Annotated in this window: 21 protein-coding genes, 3 rRNA genes and 1 other annotated feature; all 24 genes read right to left on the bottom strand. The window is 37.3% G+C overall.

The genetic code is table 11. The features are described 5' to 3' along the window. Positions 1 to 11: 11 nt before the first annotated feature. The 24 genes from rrf to BN1865_RS12305 all read right to left on the bottom strand — a co-directional run bounded on the left by rrf (position 12) and on the right by BN1865_RS12305 (position 26291). Positions 12 to 120, bottom strand: a 5S ribosomal RNA gene (gene rrf / locus BN1865_RS12420). 77 nt (positions 121 to 197) lie between these two features. Beyond that, positions 198 to 3109: ribosomal RNA gene (locus tag BN1865_RS12415) — 23S ribosomal RNA — on the bottom strand. A gap of 231 nt (positions 3110 to 3340) precedes the next feature. Next, positions 3341 to 4864: ribosomal RNA gene (locus BN1865_RS12410) — 16S ribosomal RNA — on the bottom strand. The 16S, 23S and 5S rRNA genes sit together here, the layout of an rRNA operon. Positions 4865 to 5086: 222 nt before the next feature. After that, on the bottom strand, positions 5087 to 5395 hold the full coding sequence (locus tag BN1865_RS12405; protein ID WP_028042768.1) for a PTS lactose/cellobiose transporter subunit IIA: 309 nt from the start codon (positions 5393 to 5395) through the stop codon (positions 5087 to 5089). Between the two features lie 108 nt (positions 5396 to 5503). After that, complete coding sequence (locus tag BN1865_RS12400; RefSeq protein WP_050637553.1) at positions 5504 to 6295, bottom strand: Cof-type HAD-IIB family hydrolase; 792 nt, start codon at positions 6293 to 6295, stop codon at positions 5504 to 5506. A gap of 96 nt (positions 6296 to 6391) precedes the next feature. Further along, the gene (gene tuf / locus BN1865_RS12395; protein WP_050637552.1) at positions 6392 to 7576 is read right to left on the bottom strand and encodes an elongation factor Tu; all 1185 of its coding nucleotides are present in this window, start codon (positions 7574 to 7576) and stop codon (positions 6392 to 6394) included. Between the two features lie 94 nt (positions 7577 to 7670). Beyond that, positions 7671 to 9749: an elongation factor G gene (fusA, locus tag BN1865_RS12390; protein WP_050637551.1), complete on the bottom strand. Its 2079-nt coding sequence runs from the start codon at positions 9747 to 9749 to the stop codon at positions 7671 to 7673. Positions 9750 to 9779: 30 nt separating this feature from the next. Next, positions 9780 to 10250: a 30S ribosomal protein S7 gene (rpsG, locus tag BN1865_RS12385; protein WP_028042772.1), complete on the bottom strand. Its 471-nt coding sequence runs from the start codon at positions 10248 to 10250 to the stop codon at positions 9780 to 9782. Positions 10251 to 10269: 19 nt separating this feature from the next. After that, positions 10270 to 10683 (bottom strand): 30S ribosomal protein S12, encoded by a 414-nt coding sequence (rpsL, locus tag BN1865_RS12380; protein ID WP_050637550.1) that lies wholly within the window; start codon positions 10681 to 10683, stop codon positions 10270 to 10272. A gap of 190 nt (positions 10684 to 10873) precedes the next feature. After that, positions 10874 to 14569 carry a DNA-directed RNA polymerase subunit beta' gene (rpoC, locus tag BN1865_RS12375; RefSeq protein WP_050637549.1) on the bottom strand — a complete coding sequence of 1232 codons (3696 nt, stop codon included), beginning with the start codon at positions 14567 to 14569 and terminating at the stop codon, positions 10874 to 10876. Positions 14570 to 14582: 13 nt separating this feature from the next. Continuing rightward, positions 14583 to 18245, bottom strand: coding sequence for a DNA-directed RNA polymerase subunit beta (rpoB, locus tag BN1865_RS12370; protein ID WP_050637548.1), 3663 nt, complete (start codon positions 18243 to 18245; stop codon positions 14583 to 14585). Between the two features lie 167 nt (positions 18246 to 18412). Next, entirely contained in the window at positions 18413 to 19006 is a 594-nt protein-coding gene (locus BN1865_RS12365) for a class I SAM-dependent methyltransferase (RefSeq protein ID WP_050637547.1), read from the bottom strand. A gap of 50 nt (positions 19007 to 19056) precedes the next feature. Then, positions 19057 to 19428, bottom strand: a complete 372-nt coding sequence (rplL, locus tag BN1865_RS12360) for a 50S ribosomal protein L7/L12 (protein ID WP_050637546.1) — start codon at positions 19426 to 19428, stop codon at positions 19057 to 19059. A gap of 33 nt (positions 19429 to 19461) precedes the next feature. Beyond that, positions 19462 to 19977, bottom strand: a complete 516-nt coding sequence (gene rplJ / locus BN1865_RS12355; RefSeq protein ID WP_050637545.1) for a 50S ribosomal protein L10 — start codon at positions 19975 to 19977, stop codon at positions 19462 to 19464. Positions 19978 to 20013: 36 nt separating this feature from the next. Further along, positions 20014 to 20135: a sequence feature (ribosomal protein L10 leader region), on the bottom strand. Between the two features lie 12 nt (positions 20136 to 20147). After that, positions 20148 to 20828, bottom strand: a complete 681-nt coding sequence (gene rplA / locus BN1865_RS12350) for a 50S ribosomal protein L1 (RefSeq protein WP_050637544.1) — start codon at positions 20826 to 20828, stop codon at positions 20148 to 20150. 23 nt (positions 20829 to 20851) lie between these two features. Beyond that, positions 20852 to 21271 (bottom strand): 50S ribosomal protein L11, encoded by a 420-nt coding sequence (gene rplK / locus BN1865_RS12345; protein ID WP_050637543.1) that lies wholly within the window; start codon positions 21269 to 21271, stop codon positions 20852 to 20854. Between the two features lie 181 nt (positions 21272 to 21452). Next, positions 21453 to 22010: a transcription termination/antitermination protein NusG gene (gene nusG, locus BN1865_RS12340; protein WP_050637542.1), complete on the bottom strand. Its 558-nt coding sequence runs from the start codon at positions 22008 to 22010 to the stop codon at positions 21453 to 21455. 1 nt (position 22011) lies between these two features. Next, positions 22012 to 22200, bottom strand: coding sequence for a preprotein translocase subunit SecE (secE, locus tag BN1865_RS12335; protein WP_050637541.1), 189 nt, complete (start codon positions 22198 to 22200; stop codon positions 22012 to 22014). 10 nt (positions 22201 to 22210) lie between these two features. After that, entirely contained in the window at positions 22211 to 22360 is a 150-nt protein-coding gene (rpmG, locus tag BN1865_RS12330; RefSeq protein ID WP_028042783.1) for a 50S ribosomal protein L33, read from the bottom strand. Positions 22361 to 22398: 38 nt separating this feature from the next. Continuing rightward, entirely contained in the window at positions 22399 to 23013 is a 615-nt protein-coding gene (locus tag BN1865_RS12325) for a LuxR C-terminal-related transcriptional regulator (protein WP_232780389.1), read from the bottom strand. 12 nt (positions 23014 to 23025) lie between these two features. After that, positions 23026 to 23757, bottom strand: coding sequence for a 23S rRNA (guanosine(2251)-2'-O)-methyltransferase RlmB (rlmB, locus tag BN1865_RS12320; protein WP_050637540.1), 732 nt, complete (start codon positions 23755 to 23757; stop codon positions 23026 to 23028). Between the two features lie 42 nt (positions 23758 to 23799). After that, positions 23800 to 24192: a Mini-ribonuclease 3 gene (locus BN1865_RS12315; protein ID WP_050637539.1), complete on the bottom strand. Its 393-nt coding sequence runs from the start codon at positions 24190 to 24192 to the stop codon at positions 23800 to 23802. A 1-nt stretch (position 24193) separates the two neighbouring features. Further along, positions 24194 to 25531: a cysteine--tRNA ligase gene (cysS, locus tag BN1865_RS12310; protein ID WP_050637538.1), complete on the bottom strand. Its 1338-nt coding sequence runs from the start codon at positions 25529 to 25531 to the stop codon at positions 24194 to 24196. A gap of 244 nt (positions 25532 to 25775) precedes the next feature. Continuing rightward, the gene (locus BN1865_RS12305; protein WP_050637537.1) at positions 25776 to 26291 is read right to left on the bottom strand and encodes a hypothetical protein; all 516 of its coding nucleotides are present in this window, start codon (positions 26289 to 26291) and stop codon (positions 25776 to 25778) included. Between the last annotated feature and the right edge of the window lie 55 nt (positions 26292 to 26346).

The following is a 26346-nucleotide window of genomic DNA, read 5'->3' as shown; positions in this document are numbered from 1 at the left end:
CTCCCGGATTGAACCGGCAGCCTGCTATTGTCGCACTTGCGCACTATCTTCGCCGCTGTGATGCTTAACTTCTGTGTTCGGTATGGGTACAGGTGTCTCCATCACCCTATCGCCACCGGATCTCTTTCCTTCTCCTGAATGCACGAGCACTCAAAACTGAACAGCTCTCTAGCTTCTTTCTCCTTGAACCCTTCTTCTAGGCTAAGCCCTCGACCGATTAGTATCATTCAGCTCAGCATATCGCTATGCTTGCACCTATGACCTATCTACCTCTTCGTCTTAGAGGGGTCTTACTTCGCTTTGAATGGGAAGTCTCATCTTGGAGGGGGCTTCACACTTAGATGCCTTCAGCGTTTATCCCTTCCAGACTTAGCTACCCAGCTGTGCCACTGGCGTGACAACTGGTGCACCATTGGTCTGTCCACCCCGGTCCTCTCGTACTGAGGGCAGCTCTCCTCAAACTTCCTACGCCCACGACAGATAGGGACCGAACTGTCTCACGACGTTCTGAACCCAGCTCGCGTACCGCTTTAATGGGCGAACAGCCCAACCCTTGGAACCGACTTCAGCTCCAGGATGCGATGAGCCGACATCGAGGTGCCAAACCTCCCCGTCGATGTGAACTCTTGGGGGAGATCAGCCTGTTATCCCCAGGGTAGCTTTTATCCGTTGAGCGACGGCCCTTCCATTCGGCACCGCCGGATCACTAAGCCCGACTTTCGTCCCTGCTCGACTTGTTGGTCTCGCAGTCAAACACCCTTTTGCCTTTGCACTCTGCGCATGGTTTCCATCCATGCTGAGGGTATCTTTGGGCGCCTCCGTTACTCTTTGGGAGGCGACCGCCCCAGTCAAACTGCCCACCTGACACTGTCCCGTCATCGGCTTCACGATGTCCGGTTAGAACCTCAATGCATCAAGGGTAGTATCCCAACGGCGACTCCTCGAATACTGGCGTATCCGTCTCTCAGTCTCCTACCTATCCTGTACATCATGCATCAAGATCCAATATCAAGCTACAGTAAAGCTCCATGGGGTCTTTCCGTCTAGTCGCGGGTAACCTGCATCTTCACAGGTACTAAGACTTCACCGAGTCTACAGCTGAGACAGCGCCCAAATCGTTACGCCTTTCGTGCGGGTCAGAACTTACCTGACAAGGAATTTCGCTACCTTAGGACCGTTATAGTTACGGCCGCCGTTTACTGGGGCTTCAATTCATTGCTTCTCCTTGCGGATGACAACTCCTCTTAACCTTCCAGCACCGGGCAGGCGTCACCCCCTATACTTCGACTTGCGTCTTGGCAGAGAGCTGTGTTTTTGGTAAACAGTCGCTTGGGCCGTTTTACTGCGGCTCAGCTTTCACTGAGCACTCCTTATCCCGAAGTTACGGAGTCATTTTGCAGAGTTCCTTAGCTATAGTTCTCTCGCTCACCTTAGGATTCTCTCCTCACCCATGTGTGTCCATTTTCGGTACGGGCTGACAAAGAGTTTATTGCTAGAAGCTTTTCTTGGAAGCTTGCTTTGGCGACTTCTGTACTTATCGTAATGTTCCATACGCTTCACGCCTTCGGGTTTCAACATCCGGATTTGCCTGGATGTCCCCTACCTCGCTTGCACCAGCTATTCCAGCAGCTGGATCGCCTAGCCTTCTCCGTCACTCCATTGCCTCTTCGCCAGGTACGGGAATCTCCACCCGTTATCCATCGACTACGCCTCTCGGCCTCGCCTTAGGCCCCGACTTACCCAGAGCGGACGAACCTTCCTCTGGAAACCTTGGGTTTTCGGTGCGTGGGATTCTCACCCACGTTCCGCTACTCACACCGGCATTCTCTCTTCCTGACGCTCCACATGTCCTTGCGATCATGCTTCCTCGCTGTCAGGAACGCTCCCCTACCACTTATACTTCGTATAAATCCATAGCTTCGGTATTATGCTTAGCCCCGGTAAATTTTCGGCGCAGAGTCATTCGACTAGTGAGCTGTTACGCACTCTTTAAAGGATGGCTGCTTCTGAGCCAACCTCCTAGTTGTCTGGACATCTCCACATCCTTTTCCACTTAGCATATATTTTGGGACCTTAGCTGATGGTCTGGGCTGTTTCCCTCTTGACTACGGACCTTATCACCCGCAGTCTGACTGCCGCATATGTCTTCATGACATTCGGAGTTTGATTATGCTCAGTACCTCGGGATGAGGCCATCACATATTCAGTGCTCTACCTTCATGACACTTCCTGCGACGCTAGCCCTAAAGCTATTTCGGGGAGAACCAGCTATCTCCGAGTTCGTTTGGAATTTCACCCCTAGCCACAATTCATCCGCCAACGTTTCAACGGGGGTCGGTTCGGTCCTCCATCGGGTTTTACCCCAACTTCAACCTGATCATGGCTAGATCACTCGGTTTCGGGTCTATGACATGCAACTTCCGCCCTTTTCAGACTCGCTTTCGCTTCGGCTCCGCATCTCCTGCTTAACCTCGCTCCATATCATAACTCGCCGGCTCATTCTACAAAAGGCACGCCATCACCCTTTAACGGGCTCTGACTTCTTGTAAGCATATGGTTTCAGGTTCTCTTTCACTCCCCTCCCGGGGTTCTTTTCACCTTTCCCTCACGGTACTGGTTCACTATCGGTCACTAGGGAGTATTTAGCCTTTCGAGATGGTCCTCGATAATTCCGTCAGGATTCCACGTGCCCCGACGTACTCAGGGTCTGTCTCGTCTCACTCCCACAATTTCGGATACGGGAGTTTCACCCTCTTCGCTGCGCCTTCCCCTGCGCTTCTCCTATCATGCTCGCTCAACTTTGCTGACACCCCTATAACCCCATCGCTATGATGGTTTGGGCTCCTCCGCTTTCGCTCGCCGCTACTTACGGAATCGTTCTTACTTTCTTCTCCTGCAGGTACTGAGATGTTTCAGTTCCCTGCGTCTTGCCTCATGCATCTATATATTCAATGCATGATGACACACCTCTCGATGTGCCGGGTTCCCCCATTCGGACATCAGCGGGTCTTAGCCTGCTTACTGCTCGCCGCCGCGTTTCGCCGTTTGCTGCGTCCTTCTTCGCCTCCTAGTGCCTAGGCATCCGCCATACGCTCTTTCTTGCTTAACCTAAAGTGTTCAAGTTCTTTTTCTTGTTTTCTCTTTTGTTTATCTTAGTTTTTTGCAACTAGATGAATCGACCTTCAATCTCTTTCCTGATCTCGTTTCTTCTTCATCTATCTTCTTTTCTGTTGTAAAAAGTTTTTGCTAGTTTGCTATTCAGTTTTCAATGTTCCTGCCTTGAATGCACGCAACGCACATTCAAAACTAAACAGATCTCCACGTCTTCTCTTCTCCCTAGAAAGGAGGTGATCCATCCCCACGTTCCCGTAGGGATACCTTGTTACGACTTCACCCCAATCATCAGTCCCACCTTAGACAGCTCCTTCCTTGCGGTTAGGCCACCGGCTTCGGGTGTTACCAACTCTCATGGTGTGACGGGCGGTGTGTACAAGGCCCGAGAACGTATTCACCGCGACATTCTGATTCGCGATTACTAGCGATTCCAGCTTCGTGCAGTCGAGTTGCAGACTGCAGTCCGAACTGAGAACGGGTTTATGGGTTTCGCTCCACCTCGCGGTCTCGCTTCCCTCTGATCCGTCCATTGTAGCACGTGTGTAGCCCAGGTCATAAGGGGCATGATGATTTGACGTCATCCCCGCCTTCCTCCTCCTTGCAGAGGCAGTCTCGCCAGAGTCCCCAACTTAATGATGGTAACTGGCAACAGGGGTTGCGCTCGTTGCGGGACTTAACCCAACATCTCACGACACGAGCTGACGACAACCATGCACCACCTGTATCCGATATAGCTATTTCCTCATCTCTGAGGCTTTTATCGGTATGTCAAGACCTGGTAAGGTTCTTCGCGTTGCTTCGAATTAAACCACATGCTCCACCGCTTGTGCGGGCCCCCGTCAATTCCTTTGAGTTTCATTCTTGCGAACGTACTACTCAGGCGGAGTACTTATTGCGTTAACTGCAGCACTGAGGTCTGACCCCCAACACTTAGTACTCATCGTTTACGGCGTGGACTACTAGGGTATCTAATCCTATTTGCTCCCCACGCTTTCGGGACTGAGCGTCAGTTGCAGCCCAGATCGTCGCCTTCGCCACTGGTGTTCCTCCATATATCTACGCATTTCACCGCTACACATGGAATTCCACGATCCTCTGCTGCTCTCTAGCTATTTGGTTTCCACGGCTTACCGAAGTTTAGCTTCGGGCTTTCACCGCAGACCTCTATTGCCGCCTGCTCCCTCTTTACGCCCAATGATTCCGGATAACGCTCGCCACCTACGTATTACCGCGGCTGCTGGCACGTAGTTAGCCGTGGCTTCCTCATAAAGTACCGTCACTCATATGTCATTCCCTACATATGCCGTTCTTCCTTTATAACAGAGGTTTACATACCGAAGTACTTCCTCCCTCACGCGGCGTTGCTCGGTCAGGCTTTCGCCCATTGCCGAAAATTCCCTACTGCTGCCTCCCGTAGGAGTCTGGGCCGTGTCTCAGTCCCAGTGTGGCCGTCCACCCTCTCAGGTCGGCTACGCATCGTCGCCTTGGTGAGCCTCTACCTCACCAACTAGCTAATGCGCCATAAGTCCATCCTTCTGCTATCCCGTGGGATATTTAACAGTGAGGTCATGCGACCCCTCTGCCTATGCGGTCTTAGCTGCCGTTTCCAGCAGTTATCCCCCTCACAAGGCCAGGTTACTTATGTATTACTCACCCGTTCGCCACTCACTGATTAATCAGTGCGTTCGACTTGCATGTATTAGGCACGCCGCCAGCGTTCATCCTGAGCCAGGATCAAACTCTCCATTGTCTATCTCCTAAACAATTTCTTGTTCTCTTGACTCTCTTTGTTTCTTCTTTCTCTTTTTGACGTGTTTCTGTTTAGTTTTCAATGTCCCTTGCCCTCTCTCTCGAGCCGACTTCTATAGTTTACACAAATCAAAATAAAATGTCAATAACTTTTTAATATTTTTTCAAAAAAATAAAAAGGGATATCCATCATGGACAATCCCTTCATTAAAATCAATTGATATTAACCAACTTTTTTGTATAAATCTACAAATTCTTGAGCCAAATCAATAACAACTAATGCAGTCATTAAATGGTCTTGAGCATGAACCATTAATAAATTTAATGGAGCTTTTTCTCCTCTAATTTCTGCTTGAATTAATTCAGTTTGTGCATGATGTGCTTCGTTTACAGTTTCCTTAGCATTTTGTAAAGATTCTTCAGCCTTATCTAAGTCTCCAGCTTTTGCATATTGAATAGCTTCAATTGCAGAACTACGAGCGCTACCGCTGTTTACGATAAGGTTAATTACAACTTGTTCTTGTTCATCCATTTTTATTTCTCCTTTGATAAGCAAATTTCAGAATTTCTCTGTAAATCTATTTTAACAAAAAAACGTGTCAATTTCAACCAATATCAATAAATAATCAATTTATCTTGATTATAAAAGCGAAAAATGGTGAAGGGCTTTCACAATTCCATCCTTATCAACATCATCCGTTACATAATCTGCCACTGTTTTTGCCTCAATCGCTGCATTTCCCATCGCAATACCAAGTCCAACACTTGACAACATTTCAATATCATTGCGACCATCCCCAAAAGCAATCGTATCTTCCATACTACGCCCAATTTTTTCTACTAACATCTGTATTCCTTTTGCTTTTGATTCACCTTTTAGCGTCAAATCAAATGAAAATTCACTCTGATGTCTTTGAATATCAAAATAAGGTGACAACGCTTCTACCATTGGACCAATATCTTCCTTTGAATTCACAACAATCATACCAATATACGTTTCAATATTTTTAAAATCAAAGCAATCAATGATAACTTCGTCTTTCATACCCCAATTATCTTTAAATTCAATATGTTTAGGATTTGTTTTATTAAGCACATAAATATAATCATTGGCTTCAAAATAATATGCCATATTTCTTTTTAAACAAAGTTCATGCGTCTTTTCAATGGCTTCACTTGGAATAACCTTTTTATAAACACATTTCCCTTTATATTCAACATATGCCCCATTACATGTCACATAGCCACTAAAAGGATAATTCATAACACCATCAACAATAAAGCATCGACAACGTCCTGTTGCTAAAAAAACATCATCACCCTGCTGCTGTAACTGATCCAAAGCCATTTTGGTACTATCTTGAATAGAATAAATATCTTTATTACATTCAATAAGCGTTCCATCTATATCGAAAAAAAACATTTTTTTCATTTTCATACCTCCATATTTTCCATTTTAACATAGTCACCTTAAAAAAACCATTTTAAATAGAAAACAAAAAAAGTGTCTTTCGACACTTTTTCATAATTATTCAATGATTTCAGAAATATTTCCTGAACCAACTGTTCTACCACCTTCACGAATTGAGAACTTAGTTCCTTTTTCGATTGCGATTGGAGCAATTAATTCAACAGTTAATTCAACGTTATCTCCAGGCATAACCATTTCTACACCTTCTGCTAATTCGATAACACCAGTTACATCAGTAGTTCTGAAGTAGAATTGTGGTCTATAGTTAGCGAAGAAAGGAGTATGACGTCCACCTTCATCTTTAGATAAGATATAAACTTGAGATTTAAATTTTTTGTGTGGATGTACTGAACCTGGTTTAGCTAATACTTGTCCACGTTGAATTTCTTCTCTATTGATACCTCTTAATAATACACCTACGTTATCTCCTGATTCAGCGTAATCTAATAATTTACGGAACATTTCGATACCAGTAGCAACTGTTTTTTGAGTATCATGGATACCAACGATTTCTAATTCGTCATTTAATTTTAATTGTCCTCTTTCAACACGTCCAGTAGCAACTGTTCCACGTCCAGTGATAGTGAATACATCTTCAACTGGCATTAAGAATGGTTTGTCAGTGTCACGAGTTGGTGTTGGAATATAAGTATCTACAGCTTCCATTAATTCATCGATAGCTGGAGTCCATTTTGGATCTCCTTCTAATGCTTTTAAAGCTGATCCACGGATGATTGGAGTATCATCTCCTGGGAATTCATATTCATTTAATAATTCACGAACTTCCATTTCAACTAATTCGATTAATTCATCATCATCAACCATATCACATTTATTTAAGAATACGATGATGTATGGTACACCTACTTGACGAGATAATAAGATATGTTCTCTTGTTTGAGGCATAGGTCCATCAGTAGCAGCAACTACTAAGATAGCACCATCCATTTGTGCTGCACCAGTGATCATGTTTTTGATGTAGTCAGCATGGCCTGGACAGTCAACGTGTGCATAGTGACGAGTTTCAGTTTCGTATTCAACGTGAGATGTATTGATTGTAATTCCACGTTCTTTTTCTTCTGGAGCGTTGTCAATTGCAGCGTAATCCATTGCATCAGCTCCACCTTTTTTTGCTAAACAAGTAGTGATAGCAGCTGTTAAAGTAGTTTTTCCATGGTCAACGTGACCAATAGTTCCGATATTTACATGCGCTTTAGAGCGGTCAAATTTTTCTTTAGCCATTATAAGCTTCCTCCTATATAAATTTGTTTAATTTTTTTACATATACATTCTAAATGATTTATCAAGAAATTGCAATAACTTCTTTCATTAGAATTTAATTGTTTCCACCGTTTTTCTTGATAATTTCTTCTTTAATTGATTTTGGTACTGGTTCATAACGATCAAATTGCATAGTGTAGTTTCCACGACCTTGTGTAAATGATCTTAAATCAGTAACATAACCGAACATTTCAGATAAAGGTACACTTGCTTGTACAGTTACAGCGTTTCCTCTTTCTTCTTGTCCTTCAATCATTCCACGTCTAGATGAGATATCACCCATAACGCTTCCTAAATATTCAGATGGTGCAGTAATTTCTACAGCCATGATTGGTTCTAAGATAACTGGATCACATTTTTTACCAGCAGCTTTTAAAGCTAAGCTTGCAGCCACTTTATATGCCATTTCTGATGAATCGACATCATGGTAAGAACCATCAAATAATGTTGCTTTAATATCTAAAACTGGATATCCAGCAATCATACCATTTTGTAATGCATCTTCAAGTCCAACTCTTACAGAACTAATATATTCTCTTGGTACTGTTCCACCAACAACGGCATCAACGAATTCAAATCCTTTACCTTCATTAGGTTCAAATTTAATCCATACGTGTCCATATTGCCCACGACCACCTGATTGTCTTACGAACTTACCTTCACATTCAGCAGTTTGTCTGATTGTTTCTCTGTAAGCAACTTGAGGAGCACCAACATTTGCTTCAACCTTGAATTCTCTTTTTAAACGATCTACGATAACGTCTAAGTGTAATTCACCTACTCCGGCGATAATTGTATCACCAGTTTCAGGGTTAGTTGTAACTCTGAATGTTGGATCTTCTTCAGCTAATCTAGATAAACCATTACTTAATTTATCTTGATCTTGTTTTGTTTTTGGTTCAATAGCCAATTCAATAACTGGTTCTGGGAATTCCATTTTTTCTAAGATGATGAAATTCTTTTCATCACAGATAGTATCACCAGTTGTTGTATTTTTAAAACCTACTGCTGCAGCGATATCTCCAGCATAAACTTCATCAATTTCTTTACGTGTATTGGCATGCATCTGTAAGATACGTCCTAAACGTTCTTTCTTATCTTTTGTTGAGTTTAAAATATAAGATCCTGATGCAACAGTTCCTGAATAAACACGGAAGAAAGTTAATTTTCCAACAAATGGATCAGCCATGATTTTGAATGCTAATGCTGAGAATGGTTCATCATCACTAGGATGTCTTTCCACTTCATTACCATCTTCATCTTCACCTTTAATTGATGGAACATCAGTTGGTGCAGGTAAGAAATCAATAACAGCATCTAACATACATTGAACACCTTTATCTTTGTATGCAGATCCACATAATACTGGGAATAATTCAACAGCTAATACACCTTTACGGATAGCAGCTTTGATTTCTTCTTCAGTAATACTGTCATCTTCTTCTAAAACCTTCATCATCAAATCATCATCGAATGAAGCAGCTGCTTCAATCATCTTTTGACGATATTCTTCTGCTTGTGCTTTCATATTTTCAGGAATTTCAGAATAAACAACGTTTTCCCCTTTTGTTCCTTCAAAATGAACAGCTTGCATTTTGATTAAGTCAATTAATCCTTCGAATGTATCTTCAGCACCGATTGGTAATTGAATAGCAACAGCATTTGCATCCAATCTCTTACCAATTGATTCTACTGACATAATAAAGTCTGCACCAGTTGCATCCATTTTATTACAGAATACAATTCTAGGTACTCCATAAGTTGTTGCTTGACGCCAAACTGTTTCAGTTTGAGGTTCAACTCCAGCCTTAGAGTCTAATACAGTAACCGCACCATCAAGTACACGTAATGAACGTTCTACTTCTACAGTGAAGTCTACATGGCCCGGAGTATCAATAATATTAACACGGTGTCCATTCCACTGTGCAGTTGTTGCTGCAGAAGTGATTGTGATACCACGTTCTTGTTCTTGCTCCATCCAGTCCATTTGTGAAGCACCATCATGTGTTTCACCAATCTTATGAATTTTTCCTGTGTAATAAAGAACACGTTCAGTTGTTGTTGTTTTACCAGCATCAATATGAGCCATGATTCCAATATTACGAGTGTTTTCTAACGAAAATTCACGAGCCATAATTTTCTCCTTTCAAATAGTCTCTTTATATTACCAACGGAAATGTGCGAATGCTTTGTTAGCTTCAGCCATTTTATGAGTATCTTCTTTCTTCTTTACAGAAGCTCCTGTTCCATTAGAAGCATCAATGATTTCATTAGCAAGACGATCAACCATATTCTTTTCGTTTCTTAAACGAGAATAGTTAACTAACCATCTTAATCCTAATGTCATTCTTCTTTCTGGAGATACTTCAACTGGTACTTGATAGTTAGCTCCACCAATACGTCTTACCTTTAATTCAAGTACAGGCATGATGTTATTGATAGCTTGATCAAATACTTCCATTGCTGGATTTCCAGTTTTTGCTTCAACTTTTGTAAATGCTTCATATAAGATGTTTTGAGCAACACCTTTTTTTCCATCAAGCATGATATTGTTAATTAATTTTGTAACTACCTTAGAATTATAAATTGGATCTGGTAGTACATCTCTTTTTGCTACGCGTCCTCTTCTTGACATCAGTTTTTCCTCCTATCTCTTATTTTTTAGGTTTTTTAGCTCCATAACGAGAGCGTCCTTGCATACGATCTTTAACACCAGCACAGTCCATAGTACCACGAATAATATGGTAACGTACCCCTGGTAAGTCTTTAACACGTCCTCCACGAATTAAAACAACACTATGTTCTTGTAAGTTATGTCCAATTCCTGGGATATATGCAGTAACTTCCATACCATTAGATAAACGAACACGGGCATATTTACGTAAAGCCGAGTTAGGTTTCTTAGGTGTCATAGTGGCAACACGTGTACATACACCACGTTTTTGAGGAGCACTAATATTTGTTGGTTTCTTTAATAATGAGTTATATCCTCTATTTAACGCAGGTGATTTTGATTTTGAAGTTTTTTCACTACGTCCTTTTCTGACTAATTGATTAATTGTAGGCATTTTTTTCTCCTTTCCTTTCTTCTTAACACACAATTCCGGGTGTTTCATTTTTTATCAGAATAAATGTACTCTTTGTCGAGCACCGAAGATGATTATAGTTGAATCAATACCAAATGTCAACAGTTTTTTAAAAAATATTGAATTCATCAACAAAAATAACAAAAGAGTAAGTCACCTTACTCTTTATGTGTTATTCCATACCTGCAAATTGCTCTTCTGAATCAGTACTCAATAAGTCTTCAGAAAGTGTTTCCGCTTCTAATTTTTCAGCTTCTTCCAATTCTTTTTCCTTACGTGCTTCCTCTTCTTCTCTAGCAATTGTTTCAGGAGATTTTAATGGTCCTCTTAAACCTGTACCTGCTGGTAATAATTTACCAATAATAACATTTTCTTTAAGACCAGTTAATGTATCAACTTTACCTTTGATTGCTGCATCAGTTAAGATTTTTGTTGTTTCCTGGAATGATGCGGCAGATAAGAATGATTCTGTTTCCAATGATGCTTTTGTAATACCTAATAAGATAGGTCTACCTACAGCTGGATGTTTTCCATTCTTTAAAACATCTTTATTTAATTCTGTAAATTTTTGAACATTGACATGAGTTCCTGGTAAAGCCCCAGTATCTCCGCCTTCAACAATACGAATTTTCTTCAACATTTGACGAATGATAACTTCGATATGTTTATCAGAAATTTCAATACCTTGTAAACGATAAACCTTTTGAACTTCTTTTAAGATATAATTTTCAACAGCTTCGACATCAGCAACTGCTAATAACTCTTTAGGATCAATAGATCCTTCAGTAATCTTAGAACCAATACCAACACTATCTCCTACAGAAACTCTTAATTTAGCACCATATGGAGCCAAGTAACTCTTTGTTTCAAGTAAGTTAGAGACAACAACTTCAGCACGTCCATTGTTATCAATGATATTAGAAACTTCACCTTCAATTTCAGAAATAATAGATTTTGCTTTTGGATTTCTTGCTTCAAACAACTCTTGAATACGTGGTAAACCTTGAGTAATATCAGCACCACCAGCAACTCCACCCATGTGGAATGTACGCATTGTTAACTGTGTACCTGGTTCACCAATAGATTGGGCAGCCATAATACCAATAGCTTCACCTAATTCTACTTTTTCACCAGTTGCTAAGTTACGACCATAACATTTTCTACAGATTCCACCTTTAGCTTTACATCCAAGAACAGATCTTATTTCCACTTCTTTGATTCCTGCATCAGTGACATCTTTAGCAGTTGTTTCCGTCATAATTTCGCCAGCTTTAATGATAATTTCACCAGTAACTGGATGAACAATATCTTTTTGAGAATAACGTCCAACCAATCTATCATATAAAGGTACGATAATTGAATTATCTGATGTGTTATATAATTCAGTAACCATAAATCCACGGTCTGTTCCACAGTCATCTTCTGTAATAATAACTTCTTGTGCAACGTCTACTAAACGTCTTGTTAAATATCCTGAATCGGCAGTCTTTAAGGCAGTATCAGTAGAACCTTTACGGGCACCATGGGTAGAAATAAAGAATTCTGATGCTGTTAAACCTTCTCTAAATGAAGATTTAATAGGCAACTCAATTGTTTCCCCTTTAGGGTTTGACATCAATCCACGCATACCTACCAACTGTGTAAAGTTAGAGATATTACCACGGGCTCCTGAGTCAGACATGATGAAGATTGGATTCTTAGTATCAGCTTCGAATTCTTCTTTAACGACACCTTGAACTTCATCTTTAACACTTTCCCAAAGTTTAACGACTGTATTCTTTCTTTCTTCTTCTGTTAATTTACCTTTACGATATAATTTTTTAATCACTTCTAGTTTATCATCAGCTTTTTCAAATAAAACATACTTACTTTGTGGAACTTGAATATCATAAACAGAAACAGTAATTCCGGCAATAGTAGAATAATAGAATCCCTGATCTTTTAATTTATCAAGCATCGCAGTAATTTCAGTTGTTTTATTTAATTTGAAAGCTTCATCAATAATATTTCCTAATGCTTTTTTACCTAATGGTTTAATAATAGGTTGCTGAGCAATATGTTGCTTAATATCAGTTCCCATTGGAACAAAATATTTATCTGGTGTTGCTTCTAAGTTTTCTTTACTTGGATCGTTGATAAATGGGAAATTCCCATCAAAGATCTGATTAAAGATAATCTTTCCAACAGTTGTAATTAAGTAACTATTATTTTGAACATCATTAAATGTTTTATTATTTAAAGATTTTCCTCTAATAGCAACTCTTGTGTGTAAATGAACAGCTTTTGCATCATATGCCATTAAAGCTTCATTCACATCTGCAAAAACAGTTCCTTCACCAATCTTACCAGCTTCTTCTAATGTTAAGTAATAATTTCCTAACACCATATCCTGAGAAGGTGTAACGATTGGTTTTCCATCTTTAGGACCTAAGATATTTCCTGATCCTAACATTAATTGTCTTGCTTCTTGAATTGCTTCCTCACCTAAAGGTACATGGACAGCCATTTGGTCACCATCGAAATCGGCATTGAATGCTGGTGTAACCAATGGGTGCAAACGAATTGCACGTCCTTCTACTAATTTAGGTTCGAATGCTTGGATACCTAATCTATGAAGTGTTGGCGCACGGTTCAATAAGACTGGATGTTCTTTAATAACTTCTTCAACGATTGGCCAAATCGCATCATCCATTTTATCAATTAAACGCTCAGCAGCCTTAATATTTGTAGCAATCTGTTCTCTTACTAATCCACTAATAACAAATGGTTTAAATAAATTCAATGCCATTTCACGTGGAATACCACATTGATACATTTTTAAATCTGGACCAACTGCGATAACTGAACGTCCTGAATAGTCAACACGTTTTCCAAGTAAGTTTTGACGGAAACGACCTTGTTTTCCTTTTAATGTATGACTTAAAGATTTTAAAGGTCTACCACCAGCACCAGTGATTGGTTTAGAACGACGACCATTATCAATCAAAGCATCAACAGCTTCTTGTAACATACGTTTTTCATTTTGTACGATAATTGATGGTGTTCCAAGTTCTAATAATTTCTTTAAACGATTATTACGTGTAATAACACGTCTATATAAATCATTTAAATCACTTGTTGCAAAACGTCCACCATCCAACTGTAACATTGGACGTAAATCAGGTGGTATAACTGGAAGAACATCAAGAATCATCCATTCAGGTTGATTTTGAGAAGTTCTAAAAGCTTCAATAGCCTCTAATCTCTTTAATAATTTTGCACGTCTTTGCCCTTGTGCTTCTTTTAGTTCTTTTGTAACAGTTTCAAATTCTTCATCAAGATCAACTTTTTGAAGTAAAATCTTAATCGCTTCTGCACCAGTCTTTGCTTCAAACTGATGTCCGAATTTTTCATAACAGTTACGATAATCTCTTTCTGATAAAACTTGTTTATACTCTAATGGAGTACTTCCTTTATCAGTCACAACATAAGATACGAAATAAATAATTTCCTCTAATTGTTTTGGAGACATATCAAGAATAAGTCCCATTCTTGAAGGAATCCCCTTTAAATACCAGATATGAGCAACTGGTGTTGCTAATTCAATATGTCCCATTCGTTCACGACGCACTGAAGATTTTGTAACTTCAACACCGCAACGATCACAGACTACACCTTTATATCTGACTTTCTTATATTTTCCACAACTACATTCCCAATCCTTAGATGGTCCAAAGATTCTTTCACAGAATAGACCATCTTTTTCTGGTTTTTGAGAACGATAATTAATAGTTTCAGGTTTTTTAACTTCACCATAAGACCATTCACGAATTTTTTCTGGAGAAGCTAATCCAATTTGGATTGCTGAAAAGTTATTGACATCTGCCATTCATTGTTTCCTCCTATTCTTCGTTACTTTCTTCTTCATCATCAGTAAAGAGATCATCGATGACTGAATCTAAATCATCAAATGATTCATCTTCTTCAGTGAAATCTCCTTCAACCTCTTCTTCCACAACTTCTTGAGTTGCTTCTTCAGGTTCTGGAGTTGTATCAATTGAAGTAGGGAAACGACGTTCTTCATCTTCAATCTTTCTTTCATCTAATTCATGACCTTCTTCATCTAACATTTGAATGTCTAATGCTAAGGCTTGTAATTCTTTCTTTAAAACTCTAAATGATTCTGGTAATCCTGGTTCTGGTAATTTTTGTCCCTTGACAATGGCTTCATATGTTTTCACACGTCCAACAACATCATCTGACTTCACAGTCAAGATTTCGCGTAATGTGTAAGCAGCACCATATGCTTCAAGAGCCCAAACTTCCATTTCTCCAAATCTTTGCCCACCATTTTGAGCTTTACCACCAAGTGGCTGTTGTGTAACTAATGAGTATGGTCCAACTGATCTTGCATGTAATTTATCATCAACCATGTGAGCCAATTTAATCATATACATAACACCAACAGAAACCTTAGAATCAAAATATTCACCAGTACGACCAGAAATAACAGGTTGTTTTCCATCCACTGGCATTCCTGCTTCTTTCATGATGTTTTCCAAATCTTTGGCATTAATACCATCAAAGGCAGGTGTTGCAAAATACATTCCTAATTCTCTTGCTGCATAACCTAAATGCAACTCAAGAACTTGTCCAATGTTCATACGAGATGGTACCCCTAATGGATTTAACATAATATCCAAAACAGTTCCATCTTCTAAATGAGGCATATCTTCGATTGGTAATATTTTAGAGATAACCCCTTTATTACCATGACGACCAGCCATTTTATCCCCTTCAGAGATTTTACGTTTTTGAACGATGTAGACTTTTACAACCTTATTAACACCTGGCTGTAATTCATCACCTTTTTTTCTTTCAAACACTTTAATATCATGAACAATACCAGCACCACCATGTGGAACTCTTAATGAATTATCTTTGACTTCTCTTGACTTTTCACCAAAGATTGCCAATAACAATTTTTCTTCTGCAGATAATTCCGCTTGTCCTTTTGGAGTCACCTTACCAACTAAGATATCTCCTTCTTTTACCTCAGCCCCAATCATAATAATACCTTCACTATTAAGATTTTTACGAGCTTCTTCACCAACGTTAGGAATATCTCTTGTGATTTCTTCTGGGCCTAACTTTGTATCACGACATTCAATACTATATTCTTCAATATGAACAGATGTATAAACATCTTCTTTAACTAATCTTTCAGACATGATAACAGCATCTTCATAATTATATCCATTCCATGTCATGAAACCAACTAAAACGTTTTGACCTAATGCTAATTCTCCCTGTTCCATAGATGGACCATCAGCAAGAATCTGACCTTTCAATACCTTATCACCAGTTTTAACAATTGGTCGATGATTAATACATGTTCCAGCATTTGAAATCGCAAATTTAGTCAAACGATAACGATGTGGTCCAGTATCTTCTTCAACGATAATTTTCTTTGCATCAACATATGTGACAATACCATCTTTTTTAGCAACAACTGCTGCTCCTGAATCTCTTGCAGCCTGATATTCCATACCTGTTCCAACAAATGGTGTATGTGGTTTTAATAATGGAACTGCCTGACGTTGCATGTTGGCACCCATTAAGGCACGTGTCGCATCATCGTTTTCCAAGAATGGAATACATGAAGTTGCAACTGAAACGATCTGTTTTGGAGAAATGTCAATAAAATCAACTTCACTAGGCTTAGCCATAATGTTTTCACCTAAATGACGAGCAATAACCTGTTCATCTAAGATTTCTCCATTTTCCCCAATTTTCACCTTTGCTTGGGCAATAATATAATTCTTTTCCTCATCAGCTGTTAAATAACGTACATCACTTTCGTCAATAATACTATCGTTAACTTTACGATAAGGTGTTTCAATAAATCCATATTTATTTATTTTTGCATAAGAAGCCAATGTTGAAATCAGCCCGATGTTAGGACCTTCAGGTGTTTCAATTGGACAAATACGTCCATAGTGAGATGCATGGACATCACGGACTTCATATCCAGCACGATCTCTTGATAAACCACCAGGACCTAATGCAGATAAACGACGTTTATTTGTTAACTCAGCTAATGGATTGATTTGATCCATAAACTGAGATAATTGTGAAGATGAAAAGAACTCTTTCATAGCCGCTGTTAAAGGACGAATGTTTGTTAATGATTGTGGTGTTACACTATCAACTTCTGATAATGACATTCTTTCTTTAACAACTCTTTCCATTCTTGATAAACCAATTCTAAATTGATTTTGAATTAACTCACCAACAGAACGAACACGTCTATTTCCTAAATGATCAATATCATCTAATAAACCAATACGGCTCATTAAATTGACTCTATCGTCACTCGCTAAATCCAATGAATCATAAATATCAACAAGATTAAGCATATATGAATAAGCTGCTAACATATCTGAAATTGTAATAAATTTACAATCCAATGATAAATCCGTTCCCACAACTTTCATTTTCTTTGATTTAGACTCATCTACATAGACTTCAATCACTTGAATTCTTCCATGAGACTCTAAGAAATCATTTGTTTTAACATCAACACAATGTGCTCCCGCTGCAAAAACTGGTGCTAAAATGTCAACTTTATCTTTTGTTAATAAAGTTCCTTCACTCATCACAACGTGACCATCTACATCCTTAACATCCTCAGCCAAAACACGATTTGTAATACGATCTAATAAACTTAATTTTTTACCTAGCTTAAAACGTCCAGCACGCGCAAGATCATATCTTTTAGCATCAAAAAACTTTGCAAATAATAGCGTATTTGCACCCTCTAATGTTGCTGGTTCACCAGGTCTTAATTTGTTATAAATTTCAATTAATGCTTCATCAGTGTTATGAGTTGTATCTTTTGCTAAGGTATTTCTGATAAACTCATGATCACCTAAAACTTCAATAATTTCTTCATCACTGCTTAATCCTAAAGCACGCAAAAGAATTGTTCCAGGAATCTTACGTGTACGGTCAATACGTACATTTAAAACATCTTTTGCATCATTTTCAAATTCTAACCATGTTCCTCTTGAAGGAATAACACTTCCTGTAAACACAGTTTTCCCACTTTTATCCATTGCATCAGCAAAATAGGCTCCTGGTGAACGTACTAATTGTGAAACAATAACACGTTCTGCACCATTGATAATAAAAGTTCCTGAATCTGTCATTAATGGGAAATCACCCATAAATACTTCATTTTCTTTAATTTCTCCTGTTCCGTTATTAACCAAACGAAGAGTCGCACGAATTGGTGCTGAGTAGTTAGCATCTCTATCCTTTGCTTCATCCACTGAATATTTTGGCTCATCAAAACGGCAATCAACAAATTCCAAAGTTAATGTTTCATTGAAATTGCTAATTGGATAAACATCATTAAAAACTTCTTTAATTCCCTCATTCTTAAACCAATCATAAGAATTTGTCTGAATTTCTACCAAATTAGGTAATTCTAAAGAACCACTAATTCTCGAATAATTGCGACGATTAATACGACTTTTTACTTGAGTTACATTCTTTTCCAAGTCCGCTTCACTCCTTATTAATTATCTCTATCTCCACTTCAAAGCATAATGAAAAACACTGCTTTTTATACATGAGTAGGCATTGTATTATACTAGCATAGAGACTAGTTGAAGTCAATACCAAATCAAAAATTTCAAAATTTCTTTTGAACATATAAAAAGTAGTGTTATTTCACGGCTTTTAAAACAAAATAGCCTTTATCTCTCTTTAAAATCTCACAATTTCCAAAAACATCTTCCATCTTCTTTTTCGCTGAAGGTGCTCCTTGCTTTTTTTGAATCACAACAATTAATTCACCATCAGGATTCAAATGATCATATGCCTTTTCTAAAATTTCAAAAACAACTTTCTTCCCCGCTCTAATAGGCGGATTAGAAACAATCACATCAAATGAATCATGAACATTTTCATAACAATGGCTTAAATAAATACTTACATCATCTACTCCATTATATTTTGCGGATTCTTTAGCAAGATGAATAGCTCTCTCATTCACATCAACCATCTGAACATTTAGCCAAGGATATTCTTTTTTTAAAGCAATTCCCAATGTTCCATATCCACATCCAACATCTAATAATGTTAATTGTTGCTGAGATATATTTATGCTTTCTAGAAGAACACGTGATCCATAATCTACCCGTTCCTTAGAGAAAACACCAAAATCACTTATGAAAGTCAATTGATGTTTTCGATAAAGAAAAGGAATATGTGTTTCTTGAGATTTTAAATCGACATTATTTGTATAATAGTGTGCCATTTTTTCTCCTTAAAAAAGAGCCCTTGATAAGGGCTCTATTCATTCAACAATTATTTAACTTCTACAGTTGCTCCAGCAGCTTCTAATTGTTCTTTAATCTTAGCTCCTTCTTCAGCAGGAACATCTTTTTTGATTTCAGCAGGTGTTTTGTCAACTAAACCTTTAGCTTCAACTAATCCTAAACCTGTGATTTCTCTTACAGCTTTGATAACTGCAACTTTAGTAGCTCCAACATCAGTTAATGTAACAGTTACATTAGCAGGTGCAGCAGCTTCTGCTCCAGCATCACTAGCAACTACAGCTACAGGTGCAGCAGCAGTTACATCAAATTTTTCTTCAATTGCTTTTACTAAATCATTTAATTCTAAAATTGTAGCTTCTTCTAAGTAAGCTAAGATATCTTCATGTGTTAATTTTGCCATTTTATTTTCCTCCATTTATATTTTATAAATTAACTATTGTGCAGCTTCAGCTGCGTCTCCACCTTGTGCATCAGCAACAGCTTGAATAACTCTTGCCACTTTTGCAACTGGTTCTTTCATACATGCAAGTAACATTGAGTACATACCTTCACGATTAGGTAATTTTGCTACTGCCATAACTTCTTCTTGAGGTAAGAATTTACCTTCAACATAACCAGCTTTAATTTGTAAAGCTTCGTGTTTTTTTGCGAACTCTGCTAAAATTCTAGCAGGAGCCACTGCATCTTCATGCCCAAAAGCAATTGCGTTAGGACCAACAAGATATTCATTAAGTTCGCTCATTCCTGCTTCTTCTGTAGCTCTTTGTACTAATTTGTTTTTGTAAACTTTAAATCCAACATTTTCTGCTCTTAAAGTTCTACGTAATTCAGTAACATCAGCAACAGTTAATCCACGATATTCAACAATAACAGTTGATTGTGAATTTTTTAAGTTTTCAGCAATTTCAGCTACAACTTGTTGTTTTGCCTCTAAAATTTCTTTTGACATTGTTACACCTCCTATAAAATTTTATATATGCAACAATATATCCGTTAAAAACTCCCACGTAAAAACGAGGGAGTTTGTCAATGTGAGTTGACAATATCACCTCGGCAACATAATTAAGGTTTCCCCGTTGCTGTCTACGGTATATTGATTGCGCCTTTTTTGTTTGCTTCTTATCCTTGAACTTTTACGCTTGGTCCCATAGTCGTTGAGATCACAACGTTTTTCATATAAGTTCCTTTAGCAGAAGCTGGTTTTGATTTTACTAATAAATCAAATACTGTTCTGAAGTTTTCAGCTAATTTTTCATCATCAAATGATACTTTACCAATTGGCATATGAACATTACCATCTTTGTCAGTACGATAAGTCACTTTACCAGCTTTTGTTTCTTGAACAGCTTTTGCAACATCCATAGTTACAGTTCCTGTTTTAGGGTTAGGCATTAAACCTTTAGGTCCTAAAATACGTCCTAATTTTCCTAATTCAGCCATCATATCTGGTGTAGCAATCATAACTTCGAAATCCAACCATCCTTTTTGGATATCTTCTAAGATTTCTTTTCCACCAACAATATCAGCTCCAGCAGCTTTTGCTTCTTCAACTTTAGCTCCTTGAGTGATAACTAATACTTTTTTTGTTTTACCAGTACCGTGTGGTAATACAACAGCACCACGTAATTGTTGATCAGCATGTCTTGTGTCTAATCCTAATTTAAAGACAACATCAACACTTGCATCAAATTTTAAATTACTTGTTTTCTTTACTAAAGCAACTGCTTCTTCAATTGGGTAAGCTTTACCTTTTTCAATAAGAGCAGCGGCTTCTTGATATCTTTTACCTTTTTTAGCCATTTTCTTTTCTCCTCTTCATTAAATTAGGCATCTAAGCCTTCAACTTTTACACCCATATTACGAGCAGTACCAGCAACAATTTTCATTGCACCTTCTAAATCATTTGCATTAAGATCTTTTAATTTGTATTCAGCGATTTCTTTTAATTTATCAGCTGATAAAGTTGCAACTGTTTGTTTAGCATCAGAAGCAGCTTTTTTAATTCCACATGCTTTTTTAATCATTTCAGCAGTTGGAGCAGTCTTTAATACAAAATCAAAACTCTTATCTTCATAAATTGTCAAAACAACTGGTACAGTTTCTCCCATACGATCTTTTGTTTGATCATTGAAAGCTGTACAGAACTTTGGCATTTGAATACCAGCACCTGCTAATGCTGGACCTGGTTTTGCCCCACCAGCTGGGAATTGAATTTTCATAACTCTTACGACTTTCTTGCTCACGCGACACACCTCCTATTAAAATTTGTCCGTGCTGTGGTCAGTTGGATGTCAATCCTCCCACGCATAGTAACACATATTGCGTCGATTAATTATTATACACACTCTTTTCAATATTGCAAGGCTTTTTATTGAATTTATCAAACTTTTTTGCAAAAAAGAAAAAGGTCGATTTGACCTTTTATTATAAATCTGCTTTTTCTAATTGAATTAATTCAACTTCCATTGGTGTTGAATTTCCCAAGAAATCAACCAAAACAGTTGCAACTTCTTTTTCTTGGTCAATTGATTCAACTTTTCCCTGTTTACCTGCAAATGGTCCAGATAAAACTTTCACTTCATCTCCTACTTCAAAATTCACTTCAATTTTAGAAGTTTGGATACCCATCTTTTTCAAAATAGGATCAATTTCATGATTCTGTAATGGGAAAGGTTTTGCACCTCCACCTGAAGAACCAATAAATCCTGTAACTCCTGAGGTATTACGAACAACATACCACGCTTCATCAGTCATAATCATCTCTACAAGAACATAACCAGGAAACATATTCTTTGTTTTATTGATTTTCTTACCATCTTTTATTTCTGTTTCAACATGTTCAGGAATCACAATATTAAATAAGCAATCTTGTAACCCCATTGATTCAACACGTTTCTCTAAATTTTCTTTAACTTTGTTTTCATGACCTGAGTATGTATTGACAACATACCAACGTCTACCTTCTTCATTCATTCCTGGCATACTAATTCATCCCCAATGCTTTTAATATAATTGCGATGATGGCATCGCTACCGTAAAAGTAAACTCCAAATAAAAAACAGAAAACCAAAACAATCATTGAATTATATGCTAATTCTTTTTTTGTCAACCAATGAATATTCTTGATTTCAGCACGTACACCCTGAAGTGTACACCATTCTTTGATCTTCATGACCTACCTCCTATTTTGTTTCTTTATGTAGAGTGTGTTTTCCACACTTTTTACAATACTTTCTAAGCTCTAATCTTTCAACATTTACACGTTTATTTTTTGTGACTGAATAATTACGTGATAAACATTCTGTACATACTAAAATGACTTTTTGTTTCATGCCTATCACTCCTTTTCCGTTCTTATAATTTAACACATTTATTTTAACTCGTCAATGGCAAGCATCTTTTGATGATAACGATAAACTGCATTATACACACTTTTAATTGAAATATCCAGTCTATTTGCAATTTCTTTTTCATCATAGCCCGCTTTTTTATAGGCCATCACTTCACGTTCTCGAAGTGAAGTTCTTTTATAAACCTCACTATCATAACAAGTCTCTGTTTCTTTTATTCTTAAAACCAAATCTGGGTAATCACGTTTGAGTGGATCGCCCACAATCTCTTCAAAACGCATTCTTTCATCATCTCCAATAAAACAATCCAAAGAAACTGGCAATTGTGAGGTTGCTAGAGCTTCATCTTTACCGACTCTAATCAAACTTAAAATGCGTCTTATTAAAGATTGTTTCATAAAAGTTTTTAAGCTCGTTTTTTGATCAATACGATAACTATCCATAATTGTTGAAAACATCATCATAGCAAATTGTAGATAATCTTCATCATCCCAACTTTCAATACGGTGATAACAAAACGGTTTAATCCATCTCTTCACCAAACGATAATAACGCTGATATAAAATTTCTTCTGCCGCCTGACTTCCACAGCGAGCCATATAGATCAATTCATCATCATTTATGTAACGCTCCACGTTACCTCCCTTCTACTTTAAAGGATGACGAGAATTGTAAACCTGATAGAGAATAAGCGCTGTTGCAACTGAAGCATTCAAAGATGTGACATGGCCATTCATTGGTAAAACAACATTCATATCACAATGTGCTTTGACAAGTCTTGAGATACCAAAACCTTCAGATCCAATCACAATCACAACAGGCATATTATAGTCAATTGCACGATAATCTTGAGATTCATTCAAATCACAACCGACAACCCAAAAACCTTTTGATTTTAGTTGTTCTAAAGTTCTTGATAAATTGGTCACCTGCGCAACCTTAACAAAATCAATAGCTCCAGTAGAAACTTTTGCAACTGTTGGTGTCAATCCAACACTACGATTTTTTCCAATAATGACACCATCCACTTCAATAGCATCACAGGTTCTCAAAATAGCACCTAAGTTATGAGGATCTTCCAATCCATCAAGCATCAATAATAATGGCTGTTTACCAGCAGGAATACTTTCTAAAATTTCATCAATTTCATAATAATCATAACCTTCCACCTCAGCCACAATACCTTGATGAACAACATTTCCAACCAATTGATTGAGAACACCTTTATGAGCTACTATATTCACCTTTACATTTTTTGCCTTTGCAAGCGATATTAACTTATCATCTTTTACATTCTTCATCAGATAAATCTCATAAACTGGTTTATCTCCCTTTAAAGATTGTAAAACAGTATTTTTTCCATAAATATATTGTCTCATACTTTACCCCTTTGTGCGTCTCAAATTTGTCTCATTTTTGTCTCATGAATTTCTCATAACATAATCTTTATATAATTCAAATAACTCTAAAATACGCTTTTCATCTTTTAATAAATGCAAATGACCAATCAAAGCTTCAAAACCAGAAGATTGATTATGTGTAATCACACTCGTATTTTTCATTACACGACGACTTTTCGCATTACGTCCTCTTTTATAAATTCTGATTTCCTCTTCACTTACCCATTCATTCTCAATGGCCTCTTTCATAAAACCAGCCTGTGCAACTGCACTTACAAAAGCAATAGCTTCCTTTTGTAACAAATCAGGTTTTGTGATTTCTTTTTCAACAATCAGATATTCCCTTACATAAACTTCAAATATAGCATCACCTAAATAAGCCAAAGCTAAAGGATTGATTAATTCAGGTCTCATGTTAGATAATTCCTTTTTCCTGAAGCTGTGCTCTTAATTGATCTGCTTTTTCAAAATTCTTCACAGCTTTTTCATTCAACCATGCTTGATATAAAGAAATATCTTCTTCACTTAACACTTTCACATCATGAACAAAGCCCATCACATCCAGCATACGTACTAAAGTCTGATATCCCATTGAAATCATAGAATCATCTTTCTCTTTGACACGCATTGCCTGATTTAAAACTTTCACTTGTCCTAAAATCTGTGTTAAAGCCAAAGATGTATTCAAATCATCAGCCAATGCTTCCACCATAGTATCCACACTATCTTGGCAATAATCTTCCTTCAAACAATGATTCACCTGTAAGTACAAAGATGTTTGTTTTAATACATTTTCCACTTTTTCCACTTCTTTTTTTACACTTGCTAAAACTTCATCTGTAAAATTCAATGGATTACGATAATGTGTTGATAACATTAGCCATTTATAGACATTACATCCTAATTCATTCAATAAATCTTTAGCCCATAAAACATTTCCTAAAGATTTTGACATCTTTTGATTATTAATATTAATCATTTGATTATGCATCCAAACATTTGCAATTGGATGATGATGACAAGCCATCGATTGAGCAATTTCATTTTCATGATGTGGGAACTTCAAATCCTGTCCACCCCCATGAATATCAATACGTCCATTATCAAAAATATCATTAATCATAACAACACATTCTGTATGCCATCCTGGTCTCCCTTTAGACCATGGACTCTCAAACTGAATGCCTTCATCTGTTTTTTTCCACAATGCAAAATCAGTTGAACTTTCTTTTTTGTCATTCTCATCAACACGTTCACTTGCTCCAGCAATCAAATCTTCAACCTTAATTCCTGATAACATTCCATATTCTTTAATTTTTGTAACCCTAAAATAAACATCCCCATCAATTTCATAAGCATAACCTTGATCAACTAACTCTTTAATAAAATCAATGATTGGCTGCATTGTTTCTGTTACCCGTGGGGCATATGTTGGAAACAATAAATTCAAGCCCCTACGGACATCCTCATATGCCTTAATATACTTATCAGTCAGTTCTTTTTCACTTACACCTTCCTCTTTTGCTGCCTTAATAATCTTATCATCAACATCAGTGAAATTAGAAACAAAAGTCACTTTATAACCTAAATACTCAAATGTTCTCCTTAAAACATCAAAAACAATCATTGGACGTGTATTCCCAATATGAACATAATTATAAACAGTTGGTCCACAGACATAAATACTCACTTCATTAGGTTTAATAGGAACAAATTCTTCCTTTTTGTTTGTTAATGTATTAAATACTTTCATAGCTCCTCCTTCAAATAAAAAAGCAAATGATAAAGAACACCTTGTGCTATCCACTTTATCATATGCTTACACTTTACTTTTAACGCAAGTTAACGTTCTTTCTTTTCAAAAGACTCAGATAAGGGCATCCAAAATCATCCATTAAGCTATTTCCACCAACAAGCTCTCTCTATCAATTTCATTCTTTCTTCATTCTTACCTATAATTTATTATACTATACCAAATTCATATTTATTAATCAAGATTAATGATGCACAGTCAACGATTGTAAGTACTGCGTAATAATCTTAATGTTTTCATCATAAGTTTCTTCTGGTGCCTGATAGGCAAAAACATAAGCTGCATCATCTGTAAAATATACCATATGTTCAAATTTAATACCAGTAGCAGGGTACTTCCCAGTAAACTCTTGACAATTTAATCCACTTTCAATTTTAATATTTTTAAAAGCAACATCTTGTGCCCCATCTTCTTCTAATTGTCCAGCATATAATTCTGGTAAATCATCAAGCTGATTATCTGTGTCATCTTGCATGGTTGTATAGAAAACAACTTCTTCCTTCTTTACAAAACGGACAATCTGCTGATTGTTTGATTTTGTATCCAATTCAAAATCATTAGGATAATAGAATGAGGCAATATCTGCAATCTTATATTCAGTTCCTTCTTTTTCCAAAGAAACAATCTTATCTTTTTTTCCACATGCAAAAAAACTGAAAACAAGCAAAATAACTGTGAAAATTTTTAATTTTGTTCGCATTATATCTCCTCCTCACTCATCTATTGTACTAGACTCAAGAAAAGAAAGCAAATAA

The sequence above is a fragment of the Candidatus Stoquefichus sp. SB1 genome (assembly GCF_001244545.1).
Classification (GTDB): domain Bacteria; phylum Bacillota_I; class Bacilli_A; order Erysipelotrichales; family Coprobacillaceae; genus Stoquefichus.
This window is presented reverse-complemented; position numbering and strand designations above follow the sequence as displayed.